Origin of the sequence: Nocardioides marinisabuli (assembly GCF_013466785.1) — a bacterium.
GTDB lineage: Bacteria > Actinomycetota > Actinomycetes > Propionibacteriales > Nocardioidaceae > Nocardioides > Nocardioides marinisabuli.
The window spans coordinates 2,152,300-2,176,833 of record NZ_CP059163.1; the positions used below are offsets into that span (position 1 = coordinate 2,152,300).

The following is a 24,534-nucleotide window of genomic DNA, read 5'->3' on the forward strand; positions in this document are numbered from 1 at the left end:
GTTGCGCTGCTTCCCGCTTGCGGTGCCAGCGAGGAGGAGGCCATGGACGACCTCGAGGTGCTGGCGGACGACCTGATGGCGAGAGGCAGCGAGGTGGTCGAGGTGCTGGAGGCAGCCGGTCTCGAGGTCGCCTTGGCGCGCGGCGAGGGCGACTACTGCCAGATGGTGCCCGTGCAGGGGTTGACCTTCGCCTTCGGCGGTGCGCTCACCGAGGACGTGGCCTACGCCGAGAGGTTCCGGGTCGCCCGCGACGCCATGGTCGACCAGGGTTGGGAGGTCGTCGTCGAGGGCGAGTATGCGCGGCGCGGTGAGCGTCCCCACCCCTACGTTGAGCTGGAGCGCGAGGACCATCGGCTCTCGCTCGACCTGACCGCGCTCGAGGGGTCGGACGCCCTCGTCTTCGGTCTGACCCGCGACGACGACTGCGTCCGCGTGCCCGGCGACGGCGTGCAGCTGCCCGAGGACCTCGAGGAGGTCGTCCTCGTCGAGTGAGCGACGCTGCCCCTCGTTGATCGAGCAGTGACGAGCGCCAGCGAGGAGCGTCGTCGAGACCCCGCAAACGTCGTGGGCACCGCACGCCATGGGGTCACGGGGTTTCGGCGACGCTCGAGCCTTCGGCCCTCGCTGCTCAACCAACGGCGGGGAGACCACCACGCGGACACACCCCCAGGACACCCAGAGCCCTCCCTACGCTCGACGACGTCGCAGCAGCCGCTGACCCGACGCCAGCCACCTGAGCAGGAGCACCGATGACGCACCGCCCCGAGACCCTGGCCGTCCACGCCGGCCAGGAGGAGGCCGACCCGGCGACGAACGCCCGGGCCGTGCCGATCTACCAGACGACGTCCTACGTCTTCGACGACACCGACCACGCCGCGAACCTCTTCGCGCTGGCCGAGCCGGGCAACATCTACACCCGCATCATGAACCCGACCCAGTCGGTCTTCGAGGAGCGGATGACCCAGCTCGAGGGTGGCATGGGGGCGCTGGCGACGGCGAGCGGCTCGGCGGCGACGACGTACGCCGTGCTCAACCTCTGCTATGCCGGCGACAACATCGTGGCGCTCTCGACGCTGTACGGCGGCACCTACGCGCTGTTCGCGCACACGCTGCCGCAGTTCGGGATCGAGGTGCGCTTCGTCGACCCGGAGAAGCCGGAGGACCTGGCCAAGCACGTCGACGAGAAGACGAAGATGGTCTTCGGCGAGACCGTCGGCAACCCCAAGATCAACGTGATCGACCTGCCGGCCTGGTCGGAGGCGGCGCACGCGCAGGGCCTGCCGTTCGTGGTCGACAACACCGCGCCGACGCCGTACCTGGTGCGGCCCTTCGAGCACGGTGTCGACGTCGTGGTGCACGCGGCGACGAAGTTCATCGGTGGCCACGGCACCTCGATCGGCGGCGTGATCGTCGACTCGGGCAACTTCGACTGGGCGGCGCACTCCGACCGCTTCCCGGGCCTGACCAAGCCCGACCCGGCCTACCACGGCGCGGTGTGGACCGAGGCCGCCGGCCCGGCGGCGTACATCATCCGGGCCCGCACGGTGCTGCTGCGCAACACGGGTGCTGCGATCACCCCGATGAACTCGTGGCTGTTCCTGCAGGGCCTGGAGACCTTGCACCTGCGCATGGAGCGCCACAGCGCCAACGCGCTCAAGGTCGCCGAGCACCTGCAGGGCCACGACGCGGTGTCGTGGGTCAGCTACCCCGGCCTGCCCGACAGCCCCTACAAGGCGGTGGCCGACAAGATCCACACCGGCCACGGGTACGGCGGCCTGCTGAGCTTCGGGGTGAAGTCGGGCCGCGAGGGCGGCAAGAAGTTCATCGAGGCGCTCGAGCTCTTCAGCCACCTGGCCAACATCGGTGACGCGAAGTCGCTGGCGATCCACAACGCCACCACCACCCACAGCCAGCTCACGCCCGAGGAGCTGGTGGGCGCGGGCGTGCCGGAGGACATGGTGCGCCTCTCGATCGGCATCGAGAACGTCGAGGACCTGATCGCCGACCTCGACCAGGCCCTCGCCGCGACCAGCTGACGCAGGGACTCCGACCTGTGAGCGGTCCGCTCCTCGACGCCGTGGCCCAGCGGGTCGTCCTCGCCTCCGAGGACGACCCGCTGCGGCTGCGTGGCGGCAAGAGCCTCGAGCACGTCGAGGTGGTCTACGAGACGTACGGCGAGCTGTCGCCGGCGCGAGACAACGCGGTCTTCATCTGCCACGCGCTGACCGGTGACGCGCACGCGGCGGGCTACCGGCGCGGGGAGGACCCGCACACCGCGAAGCCGGGCTGGTGGGACCGGATGATCGGGCCGGGCAAGCCGGTCGACACCGACCGGTTCTTCGTGATCGCCCCCAACATCCTCGGCGGCTGCTCGGGCACCACCGGTCCGATGAGCATCGACCCGGCGACGGGGGAGCCGCGCTACCTCGACTTCCCGCTGCTGCACGTCGCCGACCTGGTCGCCTGCCACCGCCGCCTGCTGGCGCACCTCGAGATCGAGACCCTGTACGCCGCTGTGGGCGGCTCGATGGGCGGCATGCAGGTCCTGCAGTGGGTGATCGACGAGCCGGGGCGCATCGAGCGCGCGGTCGTGGTCGCGGCCTCGTCGCGGCTGACCGCGGAGAACATCGCGTTCTCTTCGGTGGCGCGCCAGGCGATCATGGCCGACCCGGAGTTCCACGGCGGGCGCTACGCCGAGCACGGCGTCGTACCGCGGCACGGGCAGAAGGTGGCCCGGATGATGGCCCACATCACCTACGTCTCGCCGCAGTCGCTGGAGACCCGCTTCGACCACCAGCGCGACTCTGTCGGCGACGACCAGTGGCGCCTGGAGCCCGACTTCGAGGTCGAGCACTACCTGCAGCACCAGGGCGAGACGTTCCTGGGCCGCTTCGACTCGCTGTCCTACCTCTACCTGACCCGGCTGATGGACTACTTCGACCCGTTCGCCGACGAACCGAACGCCGAGCGCCTCGCCGGCTGCCGCACCCGCTTCCAGGTGACGTCCTTCTCCTCCGACTGGCGCTTCGACACCGCCCAGTCCATGCGCCTGACCGAGCAGCTGCAGGCCCACGGCGTCGACGCCGACCACGCCGAGATCCACAGCCCCTACGGCCACGACTCCTTCCTCCTCGACCCCCCGGGCTACCTCGACCGCGTCGCCACCTTCCTCCAGTAGGCAGGCCGTTGGTCGAGCAGTGAGGCGCCCCAGCGCCGATCGTCGTCGAGACCCCGCAAGAGGCAAGACGTCCGGAGAGGCCGCCTCCCCACGCTGGTTGAGGAGGGACGAGGCCGGCCCCACGTTGGTTGAGGAGGGACGAAGTCCCGTCTCGAAACCACCGCTACAGGACGAGCAGTGAGACACCCGAACGCCGCAGTACGTCGCGCTGGCGCCACTTGGACCGCAGTCCCCGCGCGAGTCTGCCGAGCGACCAGCCCAGCAGAATCGGACTAGACCACTTCCGCCAAGAAGCGCGTCCTGCGCATCTATCACGTGACAGGCGTGTAAACGATGTGTCCATCTTTGCCGTCGACGTGCAACGGGTCCGTCCGGTGTGGTTTGCTAAGCCTCACAACCACTACTTGAGCATCGTCGGTGCTCGCATGGGGAGTCTCTCAGCATGAAGAAACTGATCGCGGGCCTGCTGATGGCCTTCATGATGTCCGCGGGGCTGGTCGCTACGACCGCCGTCCCGGCCAGCGCCGACTGCGGCTACGAGAAGTGCAGCGGCACCAAGACTGCGGCCAAGGTGCTCAAGGCCAAGGCGCGCTTCCTCGCGCGGATCCAGGTTGATGTCGGGCGGACCGGCAAGAACCGTGGGCCCCTCGACGGCACCCTGACCTTCTCCTGCGCCAAGCCGCTGAAGAGCGGCAAGATCAAGCAGATCTCCTACACGGAGGACCTCCGTGAGGGTAACAACGTGTACAAGTTCAAGCTTCGCCCCAAGGGCAAGTGGAGCTGCAACATCGTCTACGTGCCGGACCCGGACGGGCCGTACGAGTCGAGCAGCACCACGGTGAACGTGAAGGTCGACAACCGCAACGGTTGAGTTCGAAGAGAAGGGGCGGCCCCGATGGGGCCGCCCCTTTCTCGCTGTCCTGACACACTGAGCGCCGATCCGTGAGACCACGGTGGGTGCGATAACGCTGGGAAGGTGCTGCGATGCGGCGTCGCCGTCTGTGGGGGTGGGCCCTCACGGTAGTTGTGGTGGCCGTCGTGGCTTGGGCCGGTTGGGTCGGCTACCAGGCTCTGAAGGTGCAGCGGTCGCTCACGGCCGCCGCCGAGGCTGCCTCCCAGGTGCTCGCCGCGGCCCAGGCCGGTGACGACCGCCAGCTCGAGGCGAAACTGGACGAGCTCGGCAGCGCCAGCTCCGACGCGGCAGCCAGGACGGACACGTGGTCCTGGTCGCTGGCGACGGTGCTGCCCTTCGTGGGTGACGACGCTGAGGGGGTCCAGGTCGCGAGCTCGGTGCTGGCCGACCTCACGGACGGCGCCTCCCGACGCGTCGTCGACGTGCTCGACGACCTCGACACGCTGGTGCCCGACGAGGGGCGTGTCGACGTGGAGGCCGTCGAGGCGTTGCAGGATCCGATCTCCTCAACAGCGGCTGACCTGGCGGAGGGTCGCGACCGACTGTCGGCTGTCGACTCCACCGGTTTCGTAGGCCTCTTCCGCGACAAGTACGACGAGCTGCTGAGCGAGACGACCCGGGCAGCCAACGGCCTAGCAGCCGCGGACGCCGCAGCGAGCGTGCTGCCCACGATGCTGGGCGCCGAGGGTCCCCAGCGTTACCTGTTGGTCTTCCAGAACAACGCGGAGATCAGGGCCACGGGTGGTCTGCCAGGCTCGGCCGCCCTGGTGACGGCGCAGGACGGGGCCATCGATCTCGTGCGTCAGGTGCCGGGCAACAGCTTTGGACGCCGCGATGGGAGCGTGCTCCCGCTGACCCCTGGCGAGCTTTCGTTGTACGGTTCCGAGCTGGGGACCTACTTCCTCGACGCCAACTTCACGCCCGACTTCAGTCGTGCCGCCCAGCTCTGGCAGGCACGGTGGCAGGAGAGGTACCCAGGGCGCATCGACGGCGTGATCGGCCTCGACACGGTCGCCCTCGGGTACCTGATGGATGGCATGTCCCCGGTGACCGTGGACGGCGTTCGACTGACGTCGGAGAACGTGGTGGACGAGCTCCTGCACCAGGTGTACCTGCGTTATGAGCGGCCGGCCGACCAGGACGCTTTCTTCCAGCAGGTTGCTGCTCAGGTGTTCGACCGCGTCAGCGCCGGTGAGGTCGATCCGCGAAAGCTGCTTGCCGCCTTAGGGCGGGCTGGCAATGAGGGTCGAGCGCAGCTGGCAGTCTCGGATGACGCTGTCGCTGATCGGCTGGAGGGCACGCGTGTCCTGGGTCCCGGTTCCGTGGAGGGCGCGGACAGCGACGTCATGGTGACCTTCAACGACACCACCGCGGCCAAGCTGTCCTACTTCTTCCGCAGCGACGTGCGCACGCGCAGCGTCTACTGCATGGACGACCAGCAGGCCTACGAGATCGACATGAGGCTGGAGTCGCTCGCGCCCCGCGACGCCGGCCAGCTGCCGCCCTACGTGGCGGGAACGGGACCGCAGCAGCCCGGAGACCAGGTAGTGACCATCCGCGTCTTCACGCCAGTGAACGGCTCCCTGGGTGATCTGCGGATCAATGGGGCGTCAGTCGATGCCGAGGAGCAGCTCTTCGAGGGACGCGAGGTGCTGACGACCTACGTCGGACTGCGTCCCGGTGAGATCACTGACCTGTCGTTGCGGATGCTTTCCGGGAACGGCCAGGGAGGCGCGACCAGGGTCTTCAGAACTCCCGGCCTGGATGCTGGCGCCTGGGACGAGGTCCCTTCTGCTTGTGGCTCCTGATGTAGCGAGGTTGCGGAGGGCTCAGCGCCCCAGGTGCGGGTCGTGCGGAGCGGAGTGTCCGCGCCGTCACGCGCGCTGGCGACGTGGGGGATGTCGGTGCGGCCGTCGGCCGGCGAGGAAGCAGCTCATGGGTGTTTAATGCTGTCCTGGCTGGCGCAATCCATGCAAGTTGGACAGCTCGCCCTCTGACAAGGCGACCCTCTGCGGGTTCTGGTCGGGTCCCCGCCGAGTCCGGCCCAATCGGGCGGGGGCTCTAAGGGTTAGAGCTGAGCTGTGCTCAGGGCAATCGAACCGCGTAGCTGACCGCAGCATCGCCACGCACATCAACAACATTGAGAATCACCAGGCCCCCATCGGGCAGGTTGAAGAACTGGGCGACAGGGGTGGTGCCGTCCCCGATGGACGAGTCGCTGCGGTTCTGCCATCCCGCGCCTTCTAGCAAGGCCACAGCGTCGGCAGCCGCGTCGGCGACAGTGTTGTCGGTGCTGATCGTCACGGCGAAGGAACCGGCCGGGTCCCCCGACTCGGCCGAAACAACCTCACCCTCGACGACGGGTGCGAGGTCGCGTGGGTAGTCCTGTGGTAGGCCGTCCTCAGACTGGGGCGCTGCGCTGTCGCTGATGAAGTCATTGGGAATGGGCTCGCCGGACGTCTCAGAGGAGTCAGAGCTGCAACCGGTTGTCACGATCATGGCGGCGACAAGGCAGGTAGCGGCCACAGCACGAGCTCGACGATGTCTCATCAATTCTCCAGTTCCAACTTGCGGTTCATGGGTGACCGAGAGCGAGTGGTCTAGCACGGCGCTCCGCTACTCCGAGGCTTGTGTCCCTCTGCTGCGCCTTCGGGTGGATGCCTTGGCCTCGCTGGTGTCCGAAGGTGCGTAGCCGTAGCCGTAGCCGTAGCCGTAGCCGTAGCCGTAGCCCTGACCGCGACGTGCGGGGGTCATGTTGAGCACGACGCCGACCTGCGCTGCATCCACCTGCTGCAGCCGCTCTCCAGCTTGGGCCAGTTGCTCTCGCGTGGTCCGGCCGTGGGCCGCGACCACGATCGCACCGTCGGCCTGCGAAGCCAGCAGCGCGGCGTCGGTCACCGGCAGCAGTGGCGGAGCGTCGATGATGATGGTGTCGAAGCGGTCCTTGGCGTGCTCCAGCAGGTCAGCCATGGCGCGGGACTGCAACAGCTCCGCCGGATTGGGCGGCACCGCGCCGCTCGCCAGCACGGCAAGCCCCGTGCCGGTGTGCTCTTGCAGAGCGTCGTCGAAGCTGACCTTGCCCAGGAGGACGGTCGTTACTCCCACTGAGTTGTCCACCTCGAGGGCCACAGCAGCCTTCGGTCGGCGCAGGTCGCATTCGATGAGTAGCGTTTTCTGGCCGGCCTGAGCCAATGTGATGGCGAGATTGACCGAGGTGGTTGTCTTACCTTCGCCCGGGAGCGCCGAGGTGACCACGAACACCTTGGTAGTGGCGTCGATGTCGACGAACTGCAGGTTCGTCCGCAGCACCCTGAACGCCTCCGCGCGGGGAGCATGGGATGACAGGGAGGTGACGAGCGGCTGGCTTCGGATCTGGGAGTCGAAGCCGATGGCGCCCAGCAGGGGGGCATCGGTCGTCTCACGGACGTCGTCGACCGACTTGACGGTGGTGTCCAGCAGTTCTCGTGCGACGGCGAGACCGACACCCAGGAGGAGGCCGAGAACCAAAGCCAGGCCGAGGTTGCGTACCGGCTGCGGCGAGACAGGGGTGGTGGGTAGCGTCGCGTCAGAGTTGACGGAGGGTCGCACCAGCGGTTCGGTTTCGCCGACCGGCGTCTCGACGGTGCGGATTTGGTCGGCGAGCGCGACTGCGTAGCCTTGCGCGATGGCCTGCGCCCGGGCAGGTGACGCGTCCTGAGCCTGTAAGGCGATAATTACCGTGTTGGGGGTGACAGTCGCCGTCACATGCTCCTTGAGTCCGCCTGGCGTCATCGAGAGACCGAGGTCCTTGATCACGACGGCCGCTAGGTCAGCGTCCTTGACGAAGTCGGCGTAGGAGGTCACCTGCTGCTGGCTGAACTGAGCACCTTGAAATGCTCCGGAGACAGTCTCGCCACCGTCTGCGGACGAGGAGATGAAGAGCTTCGCTGTCGACTGGTACATCGGCGTCACTGTGAAGGTGTAGACCGCAGCGACAGCCACCACGATCAGGGTCGAGCTGAGGACCAGCATCCACCGGCGGCGGAGGATGCGCAGATAGTCCCGTAGTTCCATGTCCGACTCCCGTCATCAGCGACGAGGGGAACTCTAGGCGACGGAGGTGCCGAGAGAGGCATCTGCCTCCAACTGCTGGATCAGCCAGCCGTCACGGGCGTACGGCCGTAGTCGTCCTCGAGTCGGCAGATGTCGTCCTCGCCGGTGTAGGAACCCAGCTGCACCTCGACGACCACCAGGGGGCAGTCCTCCTGGTTGGTGATTCTGTGTGCCTGGCCCACCTCGACCCAGATCGACTCACCCGGACCGGCCACGACGGTCTCGCCGTCGATAACGGCCGTGCAGCGACCGGCGGCGATCACCCAGTGCTCGGCCCGGTGCTCATGGGTCTGGTAGCTCAGGCGCGAGCGGGCATTCACGTGGATGCGCTTGACCTTGAAGCCGTCGCCCTCGTCCAGGACGGTCCACGAGCCCCACGGGCGCTCTTCGCTCTCGCCGATCATCCACATCTCCTTCGAGTCTGCGGCCGGGTGCCGCTCACACTGCGAGGTTAAAGGCTACGGCACCGGGAGGACTGGTCTGTTACCGAACGTTAGCGACGCCGTAGCCCAGCCATGGCAGGGCGGACATCGACCAGATAGACGATCGCAGCGATCGTAAAGATCAGGTTGAGGATGCCAATAGGGCTGTTGAGGAAGAGGACCTGCAGGGCCACCGCGAGGCCGAGCAGGATGGTCCAGGTCGGCTTGGTGAGCTTGCCTGCGGCTACGTAGGACTCTGTAGAAAACGTTAGGGAGTTGACGAAGGCGAAGATCTTCACCGCGAGAAGAACGAAGGCGAGCAGGGCGTAAAAACCGAGCTCGAGGGAGTAGACGTCGACCACGCGTCCAGCCTACGGGCATGGCTTGGATCACCAGGTCTCGATGTCGTCGGCGCTTCTCCGTTCTCGATCAGCGGGTATCACCGCCACCTACCCAGCGTGGAGAGCCCCTCGTCGCCAAGATCGCGTCGTTGATCGAGCAGGGAGGGCCGGCTCCGCTGATCGAGCAGGGAGGGCCGCCAAGGCCCGACCGTCGTCGAGATCCGGTGAGGGACCCACCACGCCAGGGCGCGACTCAGAAGCTGGCCCTAATCGCCCCAACCGGCTTCCCGCCACCAAGAAGCACATGCTCCCCGGTCCGCCGCACGGCCTCAGCGTCCACCCAGTCCTCAGCAGTCACCCCAGACCGCTCCAACGCCGCCGCCATCACCACGGGACGTGCACGCGCCCCACCGTCATCGGTCTTGAGCGCGAACGCCCGCCCGTCCGGAAGCGCAACGGCGTAGCAAGACTCCGCGCCGGCCTTGCCGATTGAGCCAGGCATGGCAGTCAGCAGCGTCCGCTCGTCGCGAGTCGTGCCCGACACGTACTCGGGGTGAGCTCGGATTGCCTCAGCGATCCGGTGCTCGGCGCCGTCGGTCGCCATCGCGAGCCGCGAGAACGCTCGGGCCAAGCCGACCAGCGAGGCCGACAGCAGGGGTGCGCCGCACCCGTCGATAGCGACCTGGGCTTCCTCGCCGGTCATCCGCTCGAACGTCGCCTTGATAGCGGCCTGCAGGGGGTGCTGGGGATCGAGATAGGTCGCGGTGTCCCAGTCGTTGCGCACACAGGTCGCGAGCATCGCTGCGTGCTTGCCCGAGCAGTTCATTGTCAGCGACGACTTCTCGCCTCCCGAACGGATGAGCGCCTCGCGGGCAGCGTCGTCGAGCGGCCAGTCGCGCGGGGTCTGCAGCGCCGACTCGCCAAGGCCTGCACCGGCCAAGATGCGGCGGGCGCCGTCGAGGTGGTGCGCCTCACCTGAGTGCGACGCGCACGCCAGCGCCAGCAGCGCCGGCGGCAGGTCGAGACCGTGCTCGACCATCGCAAGCGCCTGGATCGGCTTGTTCGAGGAACGCGGTAGCACCGGCGAGGTCACGTCACCCACCGACCACTCCACGCTCCTGTCGGCGCGCAGCGCCACCACGGAGCCGTAGTGGTGGCCCTCCACGATCCCGGAGCGCACGATCTCGGCCACGACGACAGGTCCCAGTCATGCCTCGCACCGTAGAGGGCGGACGCCGTGACGTTGAAACTCGACTGAAATCTGTCAAGATACTTCGGTGAGTTACCCGCAGCACTGCCCCGGCCCCCGCGAGCTCGACGATCTAGAGCTGCTCACGACCGGCGCCCTCAGCCCGATCACTGCCTTCAACGAACCCGGCAGCCCAGTGACATTGACGCTCCCCACCGACGTCGAGGCCGCGGCCCAAGCCGCCGGCGGCGTGGAGCTCGTGGACCCCGAGGGGCTACCCCTGGCGCGAGTCTCCGTCCCCGGGGGCGTTGTGGAGCCCCTCACGCACGCGCAGTACGGCCCCTTCCGGCGCTACTACCTCAGCCCCGCGCAGGCGCGCGAGCAGCACGGAGATCGCACCGTCGTCCCGGTGGTCGACGCGCTGACCGAACAGCAGATTCAGCGGATCGCCGACGCGGGCCCGGTGCTGCTGCTCGCCCTGGTCGGCACCGGCACGCCCGACCTGACAGCGACGGCGCTGATCCGGGCCACGCTGGCGGCGGCTGCTCGGCTGGACGACGCCGCGGTCGTCGCGGTGCCCCTGGCTAGCCGCGGCAATGCCGAGGTCGACCACGCACTGGGTGCACAGGTGGCGCGCACCTACGCGTGCGACGCTGACGTGCTGGCACTGCCCGACGCTGGCCTTGACGACACCTACAGCGACGACATTGCCGCCATCGTCGCAGCCGACCAGCCCCGCCCCGAGGAGCAGGGACTGGTGCTGTTCTTCACCGGTCTCTCCGGCAGCGGCAAGTCGACCCTCGCGCAGGCGCTGATGGATCGCATCCTCGAACAGGGCACTCGCACCATCACCTCCCTCGACGGCGACGTCGTGCGCCGCAACCTTTCGGCGGGCCTGACCTTTTCCAAGGCGGACCGAGAGACCAACATTCGGCGCATTGGCTGGGTAGCCGCCGAGATCTCCCGGCACCGCGGCCTCGCGGTGGTCAGCCCCATCGCGCCGTTCGAAGAGACCCGGCAGCAGGTGCGGGCCATGGTTGACGAGGCCGGCGGCGCGTTCTTCTTGGTCCACGTCGCCACTCCACTAGAGGAGTGCGAGCGCCGCGACCGGAAGGGCCTCTACGCTAAGGCCCGCCGCGGCGAGATCCCCGAGTTCACTGGCATCTCCTCGCCCTACGAGGAGCCCCAGGACGCCGACGTGCGCGTCGACACCACCGGTCGCACCATCGACGAGGCCCTCCAGGACGTGATCGACGCCCTCGCCGAAGCCGGCTACCTCGACCTACGCACCTCCGCGCCGCAGAGCGAGGGCCCCGCGCCGTTGGTTGAGCAGGGAGGAGCGCTAGCGACGACCGTCCGTCGAAACCCAGTGACGGACGCGCCCACCTCCCACACGGAGGTTGAGGAAGGCGAGCCAGCGCTTGCCTCGAAACCCCTCAAGGTCCTTTTCGTCTGCACCGCCAACATCTGCCGCTCGCCCTACATGGAGCTCACCGCTCGCCACCTGGCCGCCGGCGACCCGACGCTCGAGTTCGCGAGCGCCGGCACGCACGGCCTGGCCGACGAACCGATGAACCAGCCCATGGTCGACGTCCTCGCCGCCGGCACCGAGGGCAGCGACAGCTTCCGCAGCCGCCGCCTGACCCCTGAGCACCTGGCCTGGGCCGACGTCGTGCTAACCGCGGAAGCCTCGCACCGACAATTCATTCTCGACGACGACCCAGCGCTTTTCCGCACGGTCTTCAGCCTGGGCCAGTTTGTTGAGTCGATCGGCGCCCTCGATGGCGATCTGCATGGACGCGAGTTGCTCACCGCCCTTCAGCAGCGCCGCGGACCCGCTTCCGAGGATCTCGACGTCGCCGACCCGTACCGCCGCGGCGACGCGGCCGCTCGCACCGCCGCCGACCACCTCGATCGGCTGCTCCGCGCCGCCGTCACCGCCCTGTCCAGCGCCCGAAAGGCCAACTGATGGACCTGATTACCCTCACCGCCCTGTCCATCTTGGCGGCCGGTTTCGTCGTCGGCATCGTTGTCGGCCTCACCGGCATGGGCGGCGGCGCCCTCATGACGCCGGCCCTGATCTTCCTGGGCGTCGGCTCCGGCGAGGCCGCCACCATCGTCACCGCCGACCTGACGGCGGCCGCCGTCTACAAGACCGGCGGCGCAGCCGTGCACGCACGTCATGGCTCGCCAAACCTCACCCTGGCCAAGTGGTTGATCGTGGGCTCAGTGCCGATGGCGTTTCTCGGTCCCTACATGGTCAAGTTCTTCACTGACGACGCCGAACAGCTCGACCGAGTCCTCAAGCTCAGCATCGGCTTCGCGCTGCTCTTCGCTGCCGCCACCTACGCTCTGCGCCTCTACATCAACTTGCGCGCGGTGCGCTCGGGTGGCTTCACCGGCGATCCGGATCCCAAGATCAAGGTGGTCCCGACCCTGCTGGTCGGCATGCTGGGCGGTCTCCTGGTCGGCATCACCAGCGTTGGCTCGGGTTCGGTCATCATGATCGCGCTCCTGATGCTCTATCCCGGCCTGTCGGCCGTGAAGCTGGTCGGCACCGACCTCGTGCAGGCCGTCCCGCTGGTGCTGGCCGCCGCCATCGCCAACATTGCCATCCATGGGCTGGACTGGTCGATCGCGATCCCGCTCATCGTGGGCTCGGTGCCCGGGACCCTGCTGGGCAGCCGGATCGCGCCGCGGGTGCCGCAGTCCTTCATCCGTCGCGGGATTGTGGTGGTGCTGACCATGTCGGGCGTCGCTCTGCTCGATAAGGCCGGCTGGGCGCCGTTGGGGCGCGAGGACACCTACCCGGCGCTGATCGGGCTGATCGGTCTCGCCATGGCCGTCCTGGTGCCGGTCATCTGGGGCTTCCTGCGTAAGGAGCAGGGCTTGCCGTTCATGGGAACGCCAACCGTCAGTGAGTTGGACAGCTGGACCTATGGGCGAACCAGCCGTACCGCGGGCGAGAAGAAGCCGTCAGCGACTGAGCGGGTGGACGGGCCAGTCGACTAGTGCCGGCCGGTCCACCCAGCCTGCGCCGCCCTCTAGGGCGGCAATATCGGCGTCGACCATAAGGCGGGCCAGGTCGGCGCCCGCAATGGTGGCCGACCAGTCGAGCTCGCGGGCGGCTTTACCCGGGTCGCCGATCAGGGCGTCGACCTCGGTGGGGCGCAGATAGCGGTCGTCGAAACGCACGTGCTCCTCCCAATCGAGGCCGGCATGGTCGAAGGCGGTGCTGACGAAGTCGCGGACACTGCAGGCCACGCCGGTGGCCAGCACGTAGTCGTCGGGTGAGTCGGCCTGCAGCATCTGCCACATGCCCTGTACGTACTCCGGGGCGTAGCCCCAGTCGCGGACGGCATCGAGGTTCCCGAGGTAGACATGCTCCTCGAGGCCTGCCCGGATGCGGGCCACGGCACGGGTCACCTTGCGGGTCAGGAACGTCTCGCCGCGCCGGGGTGACTCGTGGTTAAACAGGATGCCGCTGACTGCCCACAGGCCGTAGCCGTCGCGGTAGTTGCGAGTCATCCAATGCGCGAAGACCTTCGACACGCCGTAGGGAGAGCGCGGGTGTAGGGCGGTCTGCTCGTCCTGCGGCGGGTTGGTTGCGCCGAACATCTCGGAACTCGACGCTTGGTAGACCCGTGCCGGGACTTCGGCCATTCGAAGTGCTTCCAACACGCGCAGTGCACCCATACCGGTGACGTTGCTGGTGTGCTCGGGCTCGACGAAGCTGACCCGCACGTGCGACTGGGCAGCGAGGTTGTAGACCTCGTCGGGCTCGATCCACTGGAACAAGTAGGTCAGGCGCCCCACGTCGGTGACATCGCCGTGGTGCAGCACCAGCCGGACGTCCGGATCGTGAGCGTCCTGGTAAAGGTGGTCGATACGCGAGGTGTTGAACGTCGAAGCGCGACGGATCAGCCCGTGCACCTCGTAGCCTTTGCCGAGAAGCAGCTCAGCGAGGTACGAGCCGTCCTGACCAGTGATGCCGGTAATGAAGGCTCGGCGCGGCTGAGTACCTCTGTTCATGGCCCTGATTCTCGCGCATAGCCACACTGCGCGGCAGCCGGGTCTGTGCCTTGGGCCACTCAGACACTCGCGCGGTTGATGCTGCGGGGCGTCTGCGGTCTACGATGAGCCGACTTGTCACGAGGAGAGGTTCATCTGAGCATGACCCAAACGCATGCCGACTACCGACTAAGCCAGCTCGACCAGCTGGAGGCGGAGTCGATCCACATCATCCGCGAGGTCGCGGCCGAATTCGAGAAGCCCGTCCTGATGTTCTCCGGCGGCAAGGACTCCATCGTGATGCTCCGCCTCGCCGAGAAGGCGTTCTACCCGGCGAAGATCCCGTTCCCCATCCTTCAGGTCGACACCGGCCTGGACTTCCCCGAGGTGATGGAGACCCGCGACCGCTGGGTCGACCGCCTCGGCGTGCAGCTCGTGGTCGCCAGCATCGACGACGCCATCGCCAAGGGTGTGGTGACCGAGGATGGCAAGACCAGCCGCAACCGCCTCCAGATCGGCACCCTGCTCAATGCCATCGAGGAGAACGGCTTCACCGCCGCGTTCGGTGGCGGCCGGCGCGACGAGGAGAAGGCCCGCGCCAAGGAGCGCGTCTACTCCCACCGCGACGAGTTCGGGCAGTGGGACCCCAAGAACCAGCGCCCCGAGCTCTGGAGCCTCTACAACGGCCGCCTGCACGAGGGCGAGCACATGCGCATCTTCCCGATCTCCAACTGGACCGAGCTCGACGTGTGGTCCTACATCGCCCGTGAAGGCATCGAGATTCCGCAGATCTACTTCTCGCACCAGCGCCGTGTCTTCGAGCGCGGCGGCATGCTGATGACCGAGACCCCCCTGAACCCCTGTCGCGAGGGGGAGGTCGCCGAGGAGCGCACCGTCCGCTTCCGCACCTGTGGCGACATCACCCTGACCGGCTGCGTGGAGTCCACGGCCAGCACGGTCGAGGAGATCATCGAGGAGACCGCGGTCTCCCGCGTTACCGAGCGTGGCGCCACCCGCGGTGACGACAAGTTCTCTGAGGCCGCCATGGAAGACCGCAAGAAGGAGGGCTACTTCTGATGCCCAACGAGACCGAGAACATCACTGCCGGCGAACAAGCCGTCGAGAACGTCACGACGAACATGGACCTCTTGCGTTTCGCAACCGCGGGGTCGGTTGACGACGGCAAGTCAACCCTCATCGGACGGCTACTACTGGACTCGAAATCGATTTTCGAGGACCAGCTCGAGGCGGTCGAGACCACCAGCAAGGGGAAAGGTTACGATTACACCGATCTAGCCCTGCTGACTGACGGGCTACGTTCCGAACGCGAGCAAGGCATCACCATCGATGTCGCTTACCGCTACTTCGCTACCCCGAACCGCAAGTTCATCATCGCCGACACACCAGGACATGTGCAGTACACCCGGAATATGGTCACGGGTGCCTCAACAGCCGACCTTGGACTCGTGTTGGTGGACGCCCGTCAGGGACTGACCGAGCAGTCGCGTCGCCACGCCGTGATCCTTAGCCTCCTGCGAGTCCCCCACCTGGTCCTCGCGATCAATAAAATGGACCTTGTAAACTTCGATCGTGATGTCTACGAGAAAATTCAAGCCGAATTTGCTCAATTCGCAACTAAGCTTAACATTCCAGATCTGGCGGTAATCCCCATATCTGCGCTTCAAGGTGACAACGTGGTAAACCGGTCCGAGCATATGGACTGGTATGCAGGCCCAACCCTGATGCACCACCTGGAGCATGTTCATGTTGCGTCCGACCGAGATCTCGTTGATACGCGCTTCCCGGTTCAGTATGTCGTCCGGCCGAAGTCGGACGAGTACCATGACTACCGAGGCTACGGCGGCCAGGTCGTGGGCGGCGTTCTCAAGCCTGGGGACGAGGTAGTGGTTCTTCCAAGCGGCATGACGACGCGGATATCTGCGATCGATCTTTATGACAAGACGTTACCCGAAGCCTACCCCCCCATGTCGGTGACGATTCGTCTTGAAGACGATGTCGATGTCTCTCGCGGCGATATGATAGCGAGAGTTAGGAATGCGCCTTCGCCGACTCAGGATATCGACGCGATGGTGTGCTGGATGACCACCACGCCCCTGGGCCCGCGACAAAAACTCGCCATAAAGCACACGACCCGAAGTGGGCGGGCACTCGTTAAGGATGTTCTGTACCGACTCGACGTGAATACCTTGCATCGGGATCTCGAAAGCAGCACCCTCGGGCTCAACGACATCGGTCGCGTTCAACTTCGGTCGACGATTCCTCTGCTGTGCGACCCCTACTCGCAGAACCGTGACACTGGATCATTTATCTTGATTGACGAGACGACCGGGGCCACCGTAGGCGCGGGAATGATCCTCTGAACTACTCGATCTCCCAGCACGCCCTCGGCGCGGTAGCGCGAAACTGTCGGACGAAAGTTACGATTTCGGAGTAGCAGTCTCCTTTCCGTGTCTCGGGGAGGACCGAGGGGGTCGAGCAATAATTGCACGGGATCGCTCGGGGACGTTGGAGCCATGAGGATGGGAGAGGTAATGCTGGTGGACATGGCACGTCCCCCTTTCGGCGGCCTCTAATGCGGCACTACCACGTCTCCAGCAGGGTTCGGCTGGGCCTTCCGAGCCTCGCTGGGATCGCGCTGATTCTTCTAGCCATGGCAACGCTGCTGAGCCGGATCAATGAAGCAGCAGTAGCTGGCATCTTGGTTGGTGTATTCAGCGTCTACTGGGGCGTCATACACCTACGGCTTGATCTCAAATTGTTAGCGCCCACGCTGGCATTCTTGACTTTTTGGATATTGTCGAGTGCTGTTGCCGGCAGCCTGCCCTCGCAAACCGGTGAGTCTGTCGCAGATTGGATTGAAAACGATGGAAGACCGCTTTTCGCCGTTCTTCCAGTCTTCATTGCAGCCACGGCAAAATTCAAGCAGATCGATTTAGCCTGGTTTGCCGCCGCAACTGTATTTGGGATCTGGGCGAATCTCCTATTCGCACTCGCTACCGGCCCGCGAATTGGATTCACTGGGCTGACGTCATCCCACCATGTTCTGGGGTACTTCGGCGGGTCCGCACTTATAATAATCTTGGGTTACTGGGAAAAGCCAAGGCCCTTTGTCATCCGCGCGTCCATCGCAGGGGCTGTACTCCTAGTCTTTCTATCGGCCTCGCGGACGTCTTTGGTCGGCCTCGTCATGGTGCTTGTCTTCTTTGCCTTCCGAGCGGGGAGGCTCCGTCAGCTGATTCGCGCTGGCGCGGCATCGTTGGTGTTCGCCGCACTCGCGCTGTTCGACCCGCGAGTGCGTTCTACGGTATCCACCTTGGTCTCAGCAGACTTTTGGCAGCGAGCAAGCAGCGCGTTTGCGGAGGGCTTCGCGGCCGAGGAAGTCTTGAAGTACCCACTGCAGGCTGGCGTTCCAGAGTACGCAGCCAACATGATCTCCCGGTTCTACTATTGGGGTAATGCGGTAGGAATGTGGGGACAAAGTCCGGTTTTGGGAGTAGGGTTTGGACGCTATAATGATAGTGACCTGAGCTATTCAGGTGTCGATGGTTTGGTGCGTCTTGCCACCCAGGGAAGTCCTAGCGAGTTTTCAGTCATTGGGGCACACAACCAGTATCTCGGTCTGTTGGCTGAGGGTGGGGTCCTCGGCTTGGCCCTTGTGCTCTTTATTTGGATTGGTCTAGGAGGCGACGCGAGGGCGCCGGGTGCTGTACGAAAAGACTGGCCCCAGTACATGATCGTCTTCTCACTGGGAACGGGGCTCACTGGTTATACGCTTGTCAGCCCCTCACTCACGTTCATGGCACTCAGTTGGCTAGTGCTGTCTAGGAGCGTCAGACAGGAAGAGTGGGCTTTGCAACAAACGACGAGCGCGAGTTACGCGACATCCATGAGGCGTCATGGCAACCGAGCGCGACAGGAGAGTTGAGATGCCGGTGGAGTCCAACCAGAAGCTTCTAACGCTTGCTTTTCCGTGCTATCGCCGACCGGAGTTGCTCCGAGGTGCCATATCTTCGGTCGCGGACGACGTGGCTGGGAACGAGCTAGAAATTCTGATTTGTGATGATTCGCACGATCGACTCAATGAGCCTATAGCCGAAGAGGCGTCGCGAAACGGGCTAAACGTAAGGTACGTTCATAACTCGACTAATCTTGGGATCGATGCGAACATAAAACAGTGTTTCGATCTGGCTCAGACGGACTATTGTTGGACGGTCGGTGAGGATGATCGACTATCGCCCGGGGCTGTCAGTCGTGCACTCGATCAACTGGGCGCGCGCCCCGATATCTTGATCACGAATTATGTTTACGTAAGCGACGATTACGCACGAGTCCTATCACGCCCCCTATTGTCGGACCTCACGACGGCCGACCGACGGGCTTTACTTACGAATTTTTATCTGCTGGGTTTCATAGGCGCGAGCATAATACGGACGGAAGTTTGGAAAAGGTATACGGACCAGGCGCCGGTCGGTACATACTTCCACCACCTGTCGGTCATTGGAGAGGCCCTTCTCGTGGACCAACTGAATTATAAAATTGATAATGATGTAAGTGTCTACAATCGTTCAGAGGGGGCGACGTCCACCTCATGGGTTGATCAGTCGTTGGCAGTGCACTTCGGGTACTACCAAGCCCTAGATCACTTTGATGGACGATTAGGACCTGGTGACCGAAATCTCCTCCATCGAAGTTCCTCAAAACTTTTTCGTCCTTATAGCGGCCTTTGGCTACTTTCCAAGCGTGCGGATGGTGCTTTCGATAGGCAGCGGTATCGAGAGTTCTTTGAAAATGGCCCGACCGGACGAAGCTTTGTCGCTAACGCAGTGAGCCGCGTACCGCAACGTCTAGCCCTAACACTCAAACGTGCATATTTTAAGGTTCGGAGTCGTTCGCTGTGAGCATCAGCGTCGAACAAAAATTTGAAATAGACGCCGTATATGTGGGGTGGCCCAAGTGCGGTTCGACTTGGATTTTCAAGTTCTTACAGGCGCAGGTGGACGTAGCGGTGCCCATTCAAAAGTCCACGGATTTCTTTGAGGTCCACCACGAGCGTGGCGAGAGTTGGTTCGCACAGCAATTTAGGGACCCTACTCTAGTTTGCGTGGATATCAGTCATGACTGCATTTTCTCCGGTGCGGCGTTGAATCGGATCGGCACGGCATCCTCTCCGATCAAAATATTGGTTGGTCTGAGGAATCCTTATGAGTGGATCATCTCCGAGTTTGCCTACGTCACGGGCACTGGTAGGGTCGATTGCTCGTTCAGTCAGTTTCTTGAGAATTATCCATACGCGCTGGATCATGCCAAGTACGAGAAGCATCTGCGGCAGCTTCTCAACGTTGTGGACAGATCGCAGGTAACCTGGCTACTGCTCGAGGACTTGAGAGACGACCCCTCTAGGTATGCCGAGCGCCTTGTTGAGGCGCTCGGTGCCGGCGTGGTGGCGCCGTCGGGTTTTATGGTCGAGGAAAAGGTCAACGTGGCCCTCAAGGCCAGGTCACCCTTCCTGCTAAGTGTCCTTCGCGCGGGCGCCAAGGTAATGGCTCGAGTCGGGTTGTCTCGCAAAGTTGAGGCGTTCAAACGAGGGTCTTTACGGAAGTATATCTTCCGTGCTGCTGACGATGTGGCTAGGGATGAGTTTTTCGGTGACCTGCAAGTTCACCGCACTCAGTTCATTAGGACGCGAGACGAAGTCTCTAAGTTGATGGGTCGGGATCTGAGTCAAGTATGGAAAACGGGCTTTTAACATCTCGCCTGCCTACGAAGTAGGTGTGAATTGAGTGCACGTAAACGCGTTACTTACGGCTTGATAGATCAAGCTCTATCAAGCCTCAGTACGTTGGTCTTTGGAGTGTTAGGTGCCACCAGCCTAGAAACGGCGGAATTTGGTCGCGTCTCGGCGGTGCTTGCGGTTTTTCTACTCGTTAATGCCGCTATCAGAGGCATTACGTCAGACGTCGTTGTCACCATGACAAGTGGCTCCGTGCCTCGACCTCACGACCTAGTCAGCGGCGCAGTCACTACGTGCGCGAGTATGGGTCTGGCCTTGAGTCTGGTGGGGGCTGCGACGTACTTTTTGGTTGACCTGTGGCCTTTGTGGCTTTGGCTACTGCCCCTACTTCCACTCTTGGTGCTTCAAGACTTGCTCAGGTATATCGCCTACGCCAACGCTCGGCCGGTCTTAGCAGTTGCCAGCAATGGCACCTGGCTGATGCTCCTGGTAGTCGGATATGCCGCCTGTAGGCTGGGAAATGTCCCCTTGACGGCAACGTCAATTTTCCTGATCTGGGCAATCCCGGGTGCTTCGGCGGGAATGCTGTTCGTGTTTGTGCAGGGCTTCGCACGCCATGCGCTACCAAGTTGGTCTGTTAGCCGGGCATTTATGAAATCGACGATGCGACGCTCACAGTTCTATCTGCTGGATGGTCTGGCTGCGCAGGCGCATGGACCAATTCTGCTCTTGACCGCCGGAGCTATATTGGGCCTGTCGGGGACTGCAGCGCTCAGGAGTGCGCAACTACTGATCAGTCCATTAAGTTTATTTCTTAATGGCGCCCGAGTTGCGGCGGTGCCGGAATTCGTCCGACTACGGGGTCGTGGACGGGCTGCGTGGATTAGGGGCGCCCGCGTCCTGTTCGCTGTCACTGTGGCCGTCTGCGCACTGTGGGGATTGCTCGTCCTTTTTCTTCCGATGAGCCTTCTGCAGTTGGCATTGGGTGACTCGGCGGTGGAAGCTCGAGTCCTTCTGCCGGGCTCCGCGGCCGGCGCGGTGGGTGCTGGCATCGCGGCCACGGTATTCGTCATGTTGCGATCGCTCATGGCGGGTGCCAGCGGGTTAGTGGCTCGTTTGGGCTCTGCGGTGGCAGTAATAGGGGCGGTCGCCACAGGAGCAACTACGGCAGGGCTCGCCGGACTGGCCGCGGGATTGATGGTTGCTGCGATAGTGACAGCAGGTACGTGGTTGTTGGTCTTGCGCGTGGTTCTGCGAAAGTTTGTGTGGTGATGCCATCCCTCTGCGTTCATCCCATTGCGAGGATGGCTTGCCTGCGCGGCGATAGATTCGCCGCGGCCGTTGTACTGATTGTACGTGTTTAGGAGCGTCATGAACTCTCTTGTCGGCGGAAACTGCGCCCCGGCTGACCAGTCATCGCCTCGGCTACTTCTTGTTGCGGGTTCCGGTAGGAGCGGCACCAGTACCATGGTCGGCTTTCTTAAAGCCTTCGGTTGGTACGTACCTGGTGCTGAGCTCGTGTCAAACCCGACTAATCCCAAGGGCTTTGGGGAGTCTCGGCGAATCGTCAGATTTCACAATGCTTTGCTTCATAAGGCTTCCGTGGGCGTTTCTGACGCGCGTCCTGAGGCATGGAGGAGCACTGCTTTAAGTGGCTCGCGCGCGGTCCGCAGGACGTCTTCCCTGGCCCGCTGGATTTCACGTAATTTAGAATTGCACGAGAAATTGGTAATCAAGGACCCGCGTTTAAGTTGGTTTTTGGACGTCTGGATCAAAGTGGCGGGTCAGGTAAAGGCGGACCTAAGCGTTATCATCATGCTCCGTCCTCCGCATGAAGTTCTAGCCAGCAAGCACACCTACTATCAAGGCGATCAGGCGGCAGGTTACAACCACCTCGCAGCTGCTTGGATCAACATGCTTCTTAATACGGAGTTGCAAACACGTCCTCTGGACGGCCGAGGGGTAAGTCGCATCTTCGTAGAGTACTCCGAACTGCTGACTGACTGGCGGCGTGTGGGTAGACGAATTGGAACCGTGCTGGGTGATGAGGGACTCAACCGCCCCTCAGAAACTCAAGTCGCGTCGGTCGAAGCCTTCTTGGATGCGGGGCTGCGGCGCATGGATGGGTCCAAGTCGCGGCTGGATCTCGCTAACGAGATCGGTATCGTGCTGGCTGAATCATGGGTTGCTCTACAGCGATTAACTGACCCTAAGAACGATGGCCCCGCCGTTTGGGATGAACTGGACTCGCTGCGCCGTAGGTACGAAGAGATCTATGGAAGTGCGCAATCCGTGACACGATCGACAACGGAGCACGCTATGCGGAGTATGCGGCCTTCTAGGCGCATTTCTGAAGGTCTGACACGCAGGCTCGGACAGAATGATGCTTCGTCGGCTGTGGCGCCGTTTGAAGGTGGCCGGGGGAATGTGCCACCTGGCTATGTTCATCTTGTGCCGCATTGGTTGCGCGATCGCGTGCCCAAGAGCATAAAATTGTCGCTTTCGCGTCTTCGCTAGGTAGTTGCAGGGTTGGAACAGGACGGAGCGCTCTCGCGCCACACCCGGGACTGCAGCACGATCAGGTGACAGGTCGGGTTAGGCAGCCTGGACGGCTTTGGTGGTCATGATGGTTTCGTACTCGACGGGGTCAATCGTCCGAGACCGGGCTGTCGGCGGCGCCGGTGGTAGGTGCGTTCGATCCAGGTCACGATGGCGATCCGGAGGTCTTCGGGTGTGGTCCAAGAAGGGTCTGCCCCCGCTCTGGTTGACACACGGGGTTTGCAGTAATCAGGCCGCGAGTGCGGCCGCGTAGATCATCTCAAACTCGACCGGGGTGAGCTTCCCGAGACCGCGTTGACGGCGTCGGCGGTTGTACTTGGTCTCGATCCAGGTGACCATCGCCAGCCGTAGTTCCTCGCGGGTCTCCCAGCGTCGGGTGTTCAAGACGTTCTTTTGCAGCAGGGAGAAGAAGCTCTCCATGCTGGCGTTGTCCCCGGCGCCGTAAGAACGGCCCATGGAGCCGAGCAGGCCGTTATTGGCCAGCAGCCGCTGGGTGGCCTTGGCCCTGAACTGACCGCCCCTGTCGCTGTGGCAGATCGTGCCGGACGGGGAGCGGAGCGCGATCGCGTTGCGCATCGCCGAGCGTGCGATCGAGGACTTCATCCTGGTGTCGATGGAGTAGCCGACGATCTTGTTCGACCACACGTCCTTGATCGCGCAGATGTAGAGCTTGCCTTCCCTGGTCCGATGCTCCGAGATGTCCCAGAGCCAGACCTTGTTCGGACCATCGGCGATGAACTCGTGACGCACCACCCCGTGCTCATCGACGACCGCGAGGAGGTCGTCGTGTGGTGGTGGACCTGTCGTACCGGCCTTGCTGCGCTTCTTGTGGTGGCTGGCGTAGATCCCTGCGGACTTGCACAGCCGGTGCACGCGGTTCTCCCCGACAGTAATGCCGTGCTCGTCGGCGAGCTCATCGGTGATGAGTCGGTAGCCCAACGTGGCGTCGTCTTCGTGGACCTCGAGGATGACGTCGAGCAGGTGGGCGTCGTCCCAGTCCCGCTGGGACACCGGGTCGGCCAACCACTTGTAGTACCCCTGCCTGGACAACCCCAGGACCCGCAACGCCACCGCGACCGGCACCCTGATCGGGGCACCGGCCGCGGCCATCTCTCGGACGAGCGGGAAGACTATTTTCCCGGGAGGTTGGCCTGGGACAGATAGGCCGCTGCGCGTCGCAGGACCTCGTTCTCCTGCTCGAGGAGCCGGTTGCGCTTCTTCAGCTCACGCAGCTCGTCGCGATCAGCATCGGTCAGGCCGGGACGGCGTCCGTCCTCGATGTCGGCCTGCTTCATCCAGTTCGCCAACGAGCCTTCGGAGATCCCGAAGTCCTTCGCGATCTGCTTCAACGAGGACTGACCCTGACGGGCCACGGCCACGACGTCGTCGCGGAACTCCTTGGGATAGCGCTTTGCCACGGGGACATCCTTCCGCCTGAGGAAGAAACCTCAGAGGTCAGGTGTCAACCGAACTAGGGGCAGACCCGAACGGCGGTTCAGGACGTTTTCTGTAGTAGCGCGAAAAGCTCTCCATGGCGGCGTTGTCGCCTGCGGCACCTACTCGGCCCATCGAGCCGACCATGCCGTGGTGGGTTAGGGCGTAAACGAGTTTCCGGCTTCGAAATTGCGATCCTCTGTCGGTGTGGACGATGCAGCCGGCGACCTCGCCGCGCCTGGCGACGGCGTTGTTGAGTGCTGCGACTGCCAGGCGCGACTTCATCCTGGAGTCGATGTAGTAGCCCACGATCTTATTGGAGTAGACGTCCTTGAAGGCGCACATGTAGAGCGTTGTGGGTCCAGTGCTCGGTGATGTCGCCTACCCACAACTGGTTGGGCTCCTCGGCTATGAAGACGTGGCGGGTCACACGGTGCTTGTCGACGACAGCGCACAGGTCGTCGTGGACCGGCGGGCCGGGTTTGCCAGCCTTGCCTTTCTTGGGTTTTGCCGAAGGCGCTCCACCAGCCGTTGGTCGAGCAGATGCGCCATGCCGTCCGCTCGGCCATGGCCTCACCGGCCTCGGCTGCCTCGTCGATGAGGAACCGGTACCCGAACTCGGGGTCCTTGCCGTGGGCGTCGA

Annotated in this window: 21 protein-coding genes and 1 pseudogene; 14 read left to right on the forward strand and 8 right to left on the reverse strand. The window is 63.9% G+C overall.

The window, feature by feature from the left end; all coding sequences use genetic code 11:
• Positions 1-42: 42 nt before the first annotated feature.
• From H0S66_RS10300 to H0S66_RS10320, 5 genes are all read left to right on the forward strand, one after another.
• Positions 43-492: a hypothetical protein gene (locus H0S66_RS10300; protein ID WP_179615307.1), complete on the forward strand. Its 450-nt coding sequence runs from the start codon at positions 43-45 to the stop codon at positions 490-492.
• Between the two features lie 257 nt (positions 493-749).
• Positions 750-2,036: an O-acetylhomoserine aminocarboxypropyltransferase/cysteine synthase family protein gene (locus tag H0S66_RS10305; RefSeq protein WP_179615308.1), complete on the forward strand. Its 1,287-nt coding sequence runs from the start codon at positions 750-752 to the stop codon at positions 2,034-2,036.
• Between the two features lie 17 nt (positions 2,037-2,053).
• On the forward strand, positions 2,054-3,178 hold the full coding sequence (metX, locus tag H0S66_RS10310; RefSeq protein WP_179615309.1) for a homoserine O-acetyltransferase MetX: 1,125 nt from the start codon (positions 2,054-2,056) through the stop codon (positions 3,176-3,178).
• 442 nt (positions 3,179-3,620) lie between these two features.
• Positions 3,621-4,049, forward strand: a complete 429-nt coding sequence (locus tag H0S66_RS10315; RefSeq protein WP_179615310.1) for a hypothetical protein — start codon at positions 3,621-3,623, stop codon at positions 4,047-4,049.
• 158 nt (positions 4,050-4,207) lie between these two features.
• Complete coding sequence (locus H0S66_RS10320; RefSeq protein ID WP_179615311.1) at positions 4,208-5,899, forward strand: DUF4012 domain-containing protein; 1,692 nt, start codon at positions 4,208-4,210, stop codon at positions 5,897-5,899.
• Between the two features lie 277 nt (positions 5,900-6,176).
• On the opposite strand, the gene H0S66_RS10325 is transcribed toward H0S66_RS10320, so the two are convergent.
• The 5 genes from H0S66_RS10325 to H0S66_RS10345 form a co-directional block, all read right to left on the reverse strand.
• On the reverse strand, positions 6,177-6,590 hold the full coding sequence (locus H0S66_RS10325; protein ID WP_179615312.1) for a hypothetical protein: 414 nt from the start codon (positions 6,588-6,590) through the stop codon (positions 6,177-6,179).
• A gap of 117 nt (positions 6,591-6,707) precedes the next feature.
• The gene (locus H0S66_RS10330; protein ID WP_179615313.1) at positions 6,708-8,144 is read right to left on the reverse strand and encodes a tyrosine-protein kinase domain-containing protein; all 1,437 of its coding nucleotides are present in this window, start codon (positions 8,142-8,144) and stop codon (positions 6,708-6,710) included.
• Positions 8,145-8,224: 80 nt separating this feature from the next.
• Positions 8,225-8,587: a phosphomannose isomerase type II C-terminal cupin domain gene (locus H0S66_RS10335; protein WP_179615314.1), complete on the reverse strand. Its 363-nt coding sequence runs from the start codon at positions 8,585-8,587 to the stop codon at positions 8,225-8,227.
• Between the two features lie 89 nt (positions 8,588-8,676).
• Positions 8,677-8,967 (reverse strand): DUF2516 family protein, encoded by a 291-nt coding sequence (locus H0S66_RS10340; RefSeq protein ID WP_179615315.1) that lies wholly within the window; start codon positions 8,965-8,967, stop codon positions 8,677-8,679.
• Positions 8,968-9,199: 232 nt separating this feature from the next.
• Entirely contained in the window at positions 9,200-10,138 is a 939-nt protein-coding gene (locus H0S66_RS10345; RefSeq protein ID WP_258016855.1) for an asparaginase, read from the reverse strand.
• A gap of 85 nt (positions 10,139-10,223) precedes the next feature.
• On the opposite strand from H0S66_RS10345, the gene cysC reads away from it, so the two are divergent.
• Both cysC and H0S66_RS10355 read left to right on the forward strand, forming a co-directional pair.
• On the forward strand, positions 10,224-12,104 hold the full coding sequence (cysC, locus tag H0S66_RS10350; RefSeq protein WP_179615317.1) for an adenylyl-sulfate kinase: 1,881 nt from the start codon (positions 10,224-10,226) through the stop codon (positions 12,102-12,104).
• Positions 12,104-13,147, forward strand: a complete 1,044-nt coding sequence (locus H0S66_RS10355) for a sulfite exporter TauE/SafE family protein (RefSeq protein WP_246305129.1) — start codon at positions 12,104-12,106, stop codon at positions 13,145-13,147. The genes cysC and H0S66_RS10355 overlap by 1 nt, the downstream gene beginning before the upstream one ends.
• Here the strand turns inward: H0S66_RS10355 and gmd are convergent.
• Positions 13,112-14,167, reverse strand: coding sequence for a GDP-mannose 4,6-dehydratase (gene gmd / locus H0S66_RS10360; protein ID WP_179615318.1), 1,056 nt, complete (start codon positions 14,165-14,167; stop codon positions 13,112-13,114). The genes H0S66_RS10355 and gmd overlap by 36 nt on opposite strands.
• Positions 14,168-14,308: 141 nt before the next feature.
• Here gmd and cysD point away from each other — a divergent pair, with 141 nt between their 5' ends.
• The 7 genes and pseudogenes from cysD to H0S66_RS10390 all read left to right on the forward strand — a co-directional run bounded on the left by cysD (position 14,309) and on the right by H0S66_RS10390 (position 22,415).
• Entirely contained in the window at positions 14,309-15,223 is a 915-nt protein-coding gene (gene cysD / locus H0S66_RS10365) for a sulfate adenylyltransferase subunit CysD (protein ID WP_179615319.1), read from the forward strand.
• Positions 15,223-16,527 carry a sulfate adenylyltransferase subunit 1 gene (locus H0S66_RS10370; protein WP_476739289.1) on the forward strand — a complete coding sequence of 435 codons (1,305 nt, stop codon included), beginning with the start codon at positions 15,223-15,225 and terminating at the stop codon, positions 16,525-16,527. The genes cysD and H0S66_RS10370 overlap by 1 nt, the downstream gene beginning before the upstream one ends.
• A gap of 290 nt (positions 16,528-16,817) precedes the next feature.
• On the forward strand, positions 16,818-18,092 hold the full coding sequence (locus H0S66_RS10375; protein ID WP_179615320.1) for an O-antigen ligase family protein: 1,275 nt from the start codon (positions 16,818-16,820) through the stop codon (positions 18,090-18,092).
• 1 nt (position 18,093) lies between these two features.
• Positions 18,094-18,435: pseudogene (locus tag H0S66_RS21015) on the forward strand (glycosyltransferase family 2 protein); the annotation flags it as partial.
• Positions 18,436-18,832: 397 nt separating this feature from the next.
• Entirely contained in the window at positions 18,833-18,994 is a 162-nt protein-coding gene (locus H0S66_RS20460) for a hypothetical protein (protein WP_246305130.1), read from the forward strand.
• Positions 18,995-19,061: 67 nt separating this feature from the next.
• On the forward strand, positions 19,062-19,913 hold the full coding sequence (locus H0S66_RS10385) for a sulfotransferase domain-containing protein (protein WP_179615322.1): 852 nt from the start codon (positions 19,062-19,064) through the stop codon (positions 19,911-19,913).
• Between the two features lie 1,587 nt (positions 19,914-21,500).
• Entirely contained in the window at positions 21,501-22,415 is a 915-nt protein-coding gene (locus tag H0S66_RS10390) for a hypothetical protein (protein ID WP_179615323.1), read from the forward strand.
• 270 nt (positions 22,416-22,685) lie between these two features.
• Here the strand turns inward: H0S66_RS10390 and H0S66_RS10395 are convergent.
• Both H0S66_RS10395 and H0S66_RS10400 read right to left on the reverse strand, forming a co-directional pair.
• Positions 22,686-23,875, reverse strand: a protein-coding gene (locus tag H0S66_RS10395; RefSeq protein WP_258016856.1) for an IS3 family transposase whose coding sequence is annotated in 2 segments (ribosomal slippage) — positions 22,686-23,594 and positions 23,597-23,875 — 1,188 coding nt in all. Because the reading frame shifts where the segments join, the coding sequence is not laid out codon by codon here.
• Positions 23,876-23,912: 37 nt separating this feature from the next.
• A complete protein-coding gene (locus H0S66_RS10400) occupies positions 23,913-24,236 on the reverse strand; it encodes a DDE-type integrase/transposase/recombinase (RefSeq protein WP_179615324.1) in 324 nt (107 codons plus the stop codon).
• Positions 24,237-24,534 lie beyond the last annotated feature (298 nt).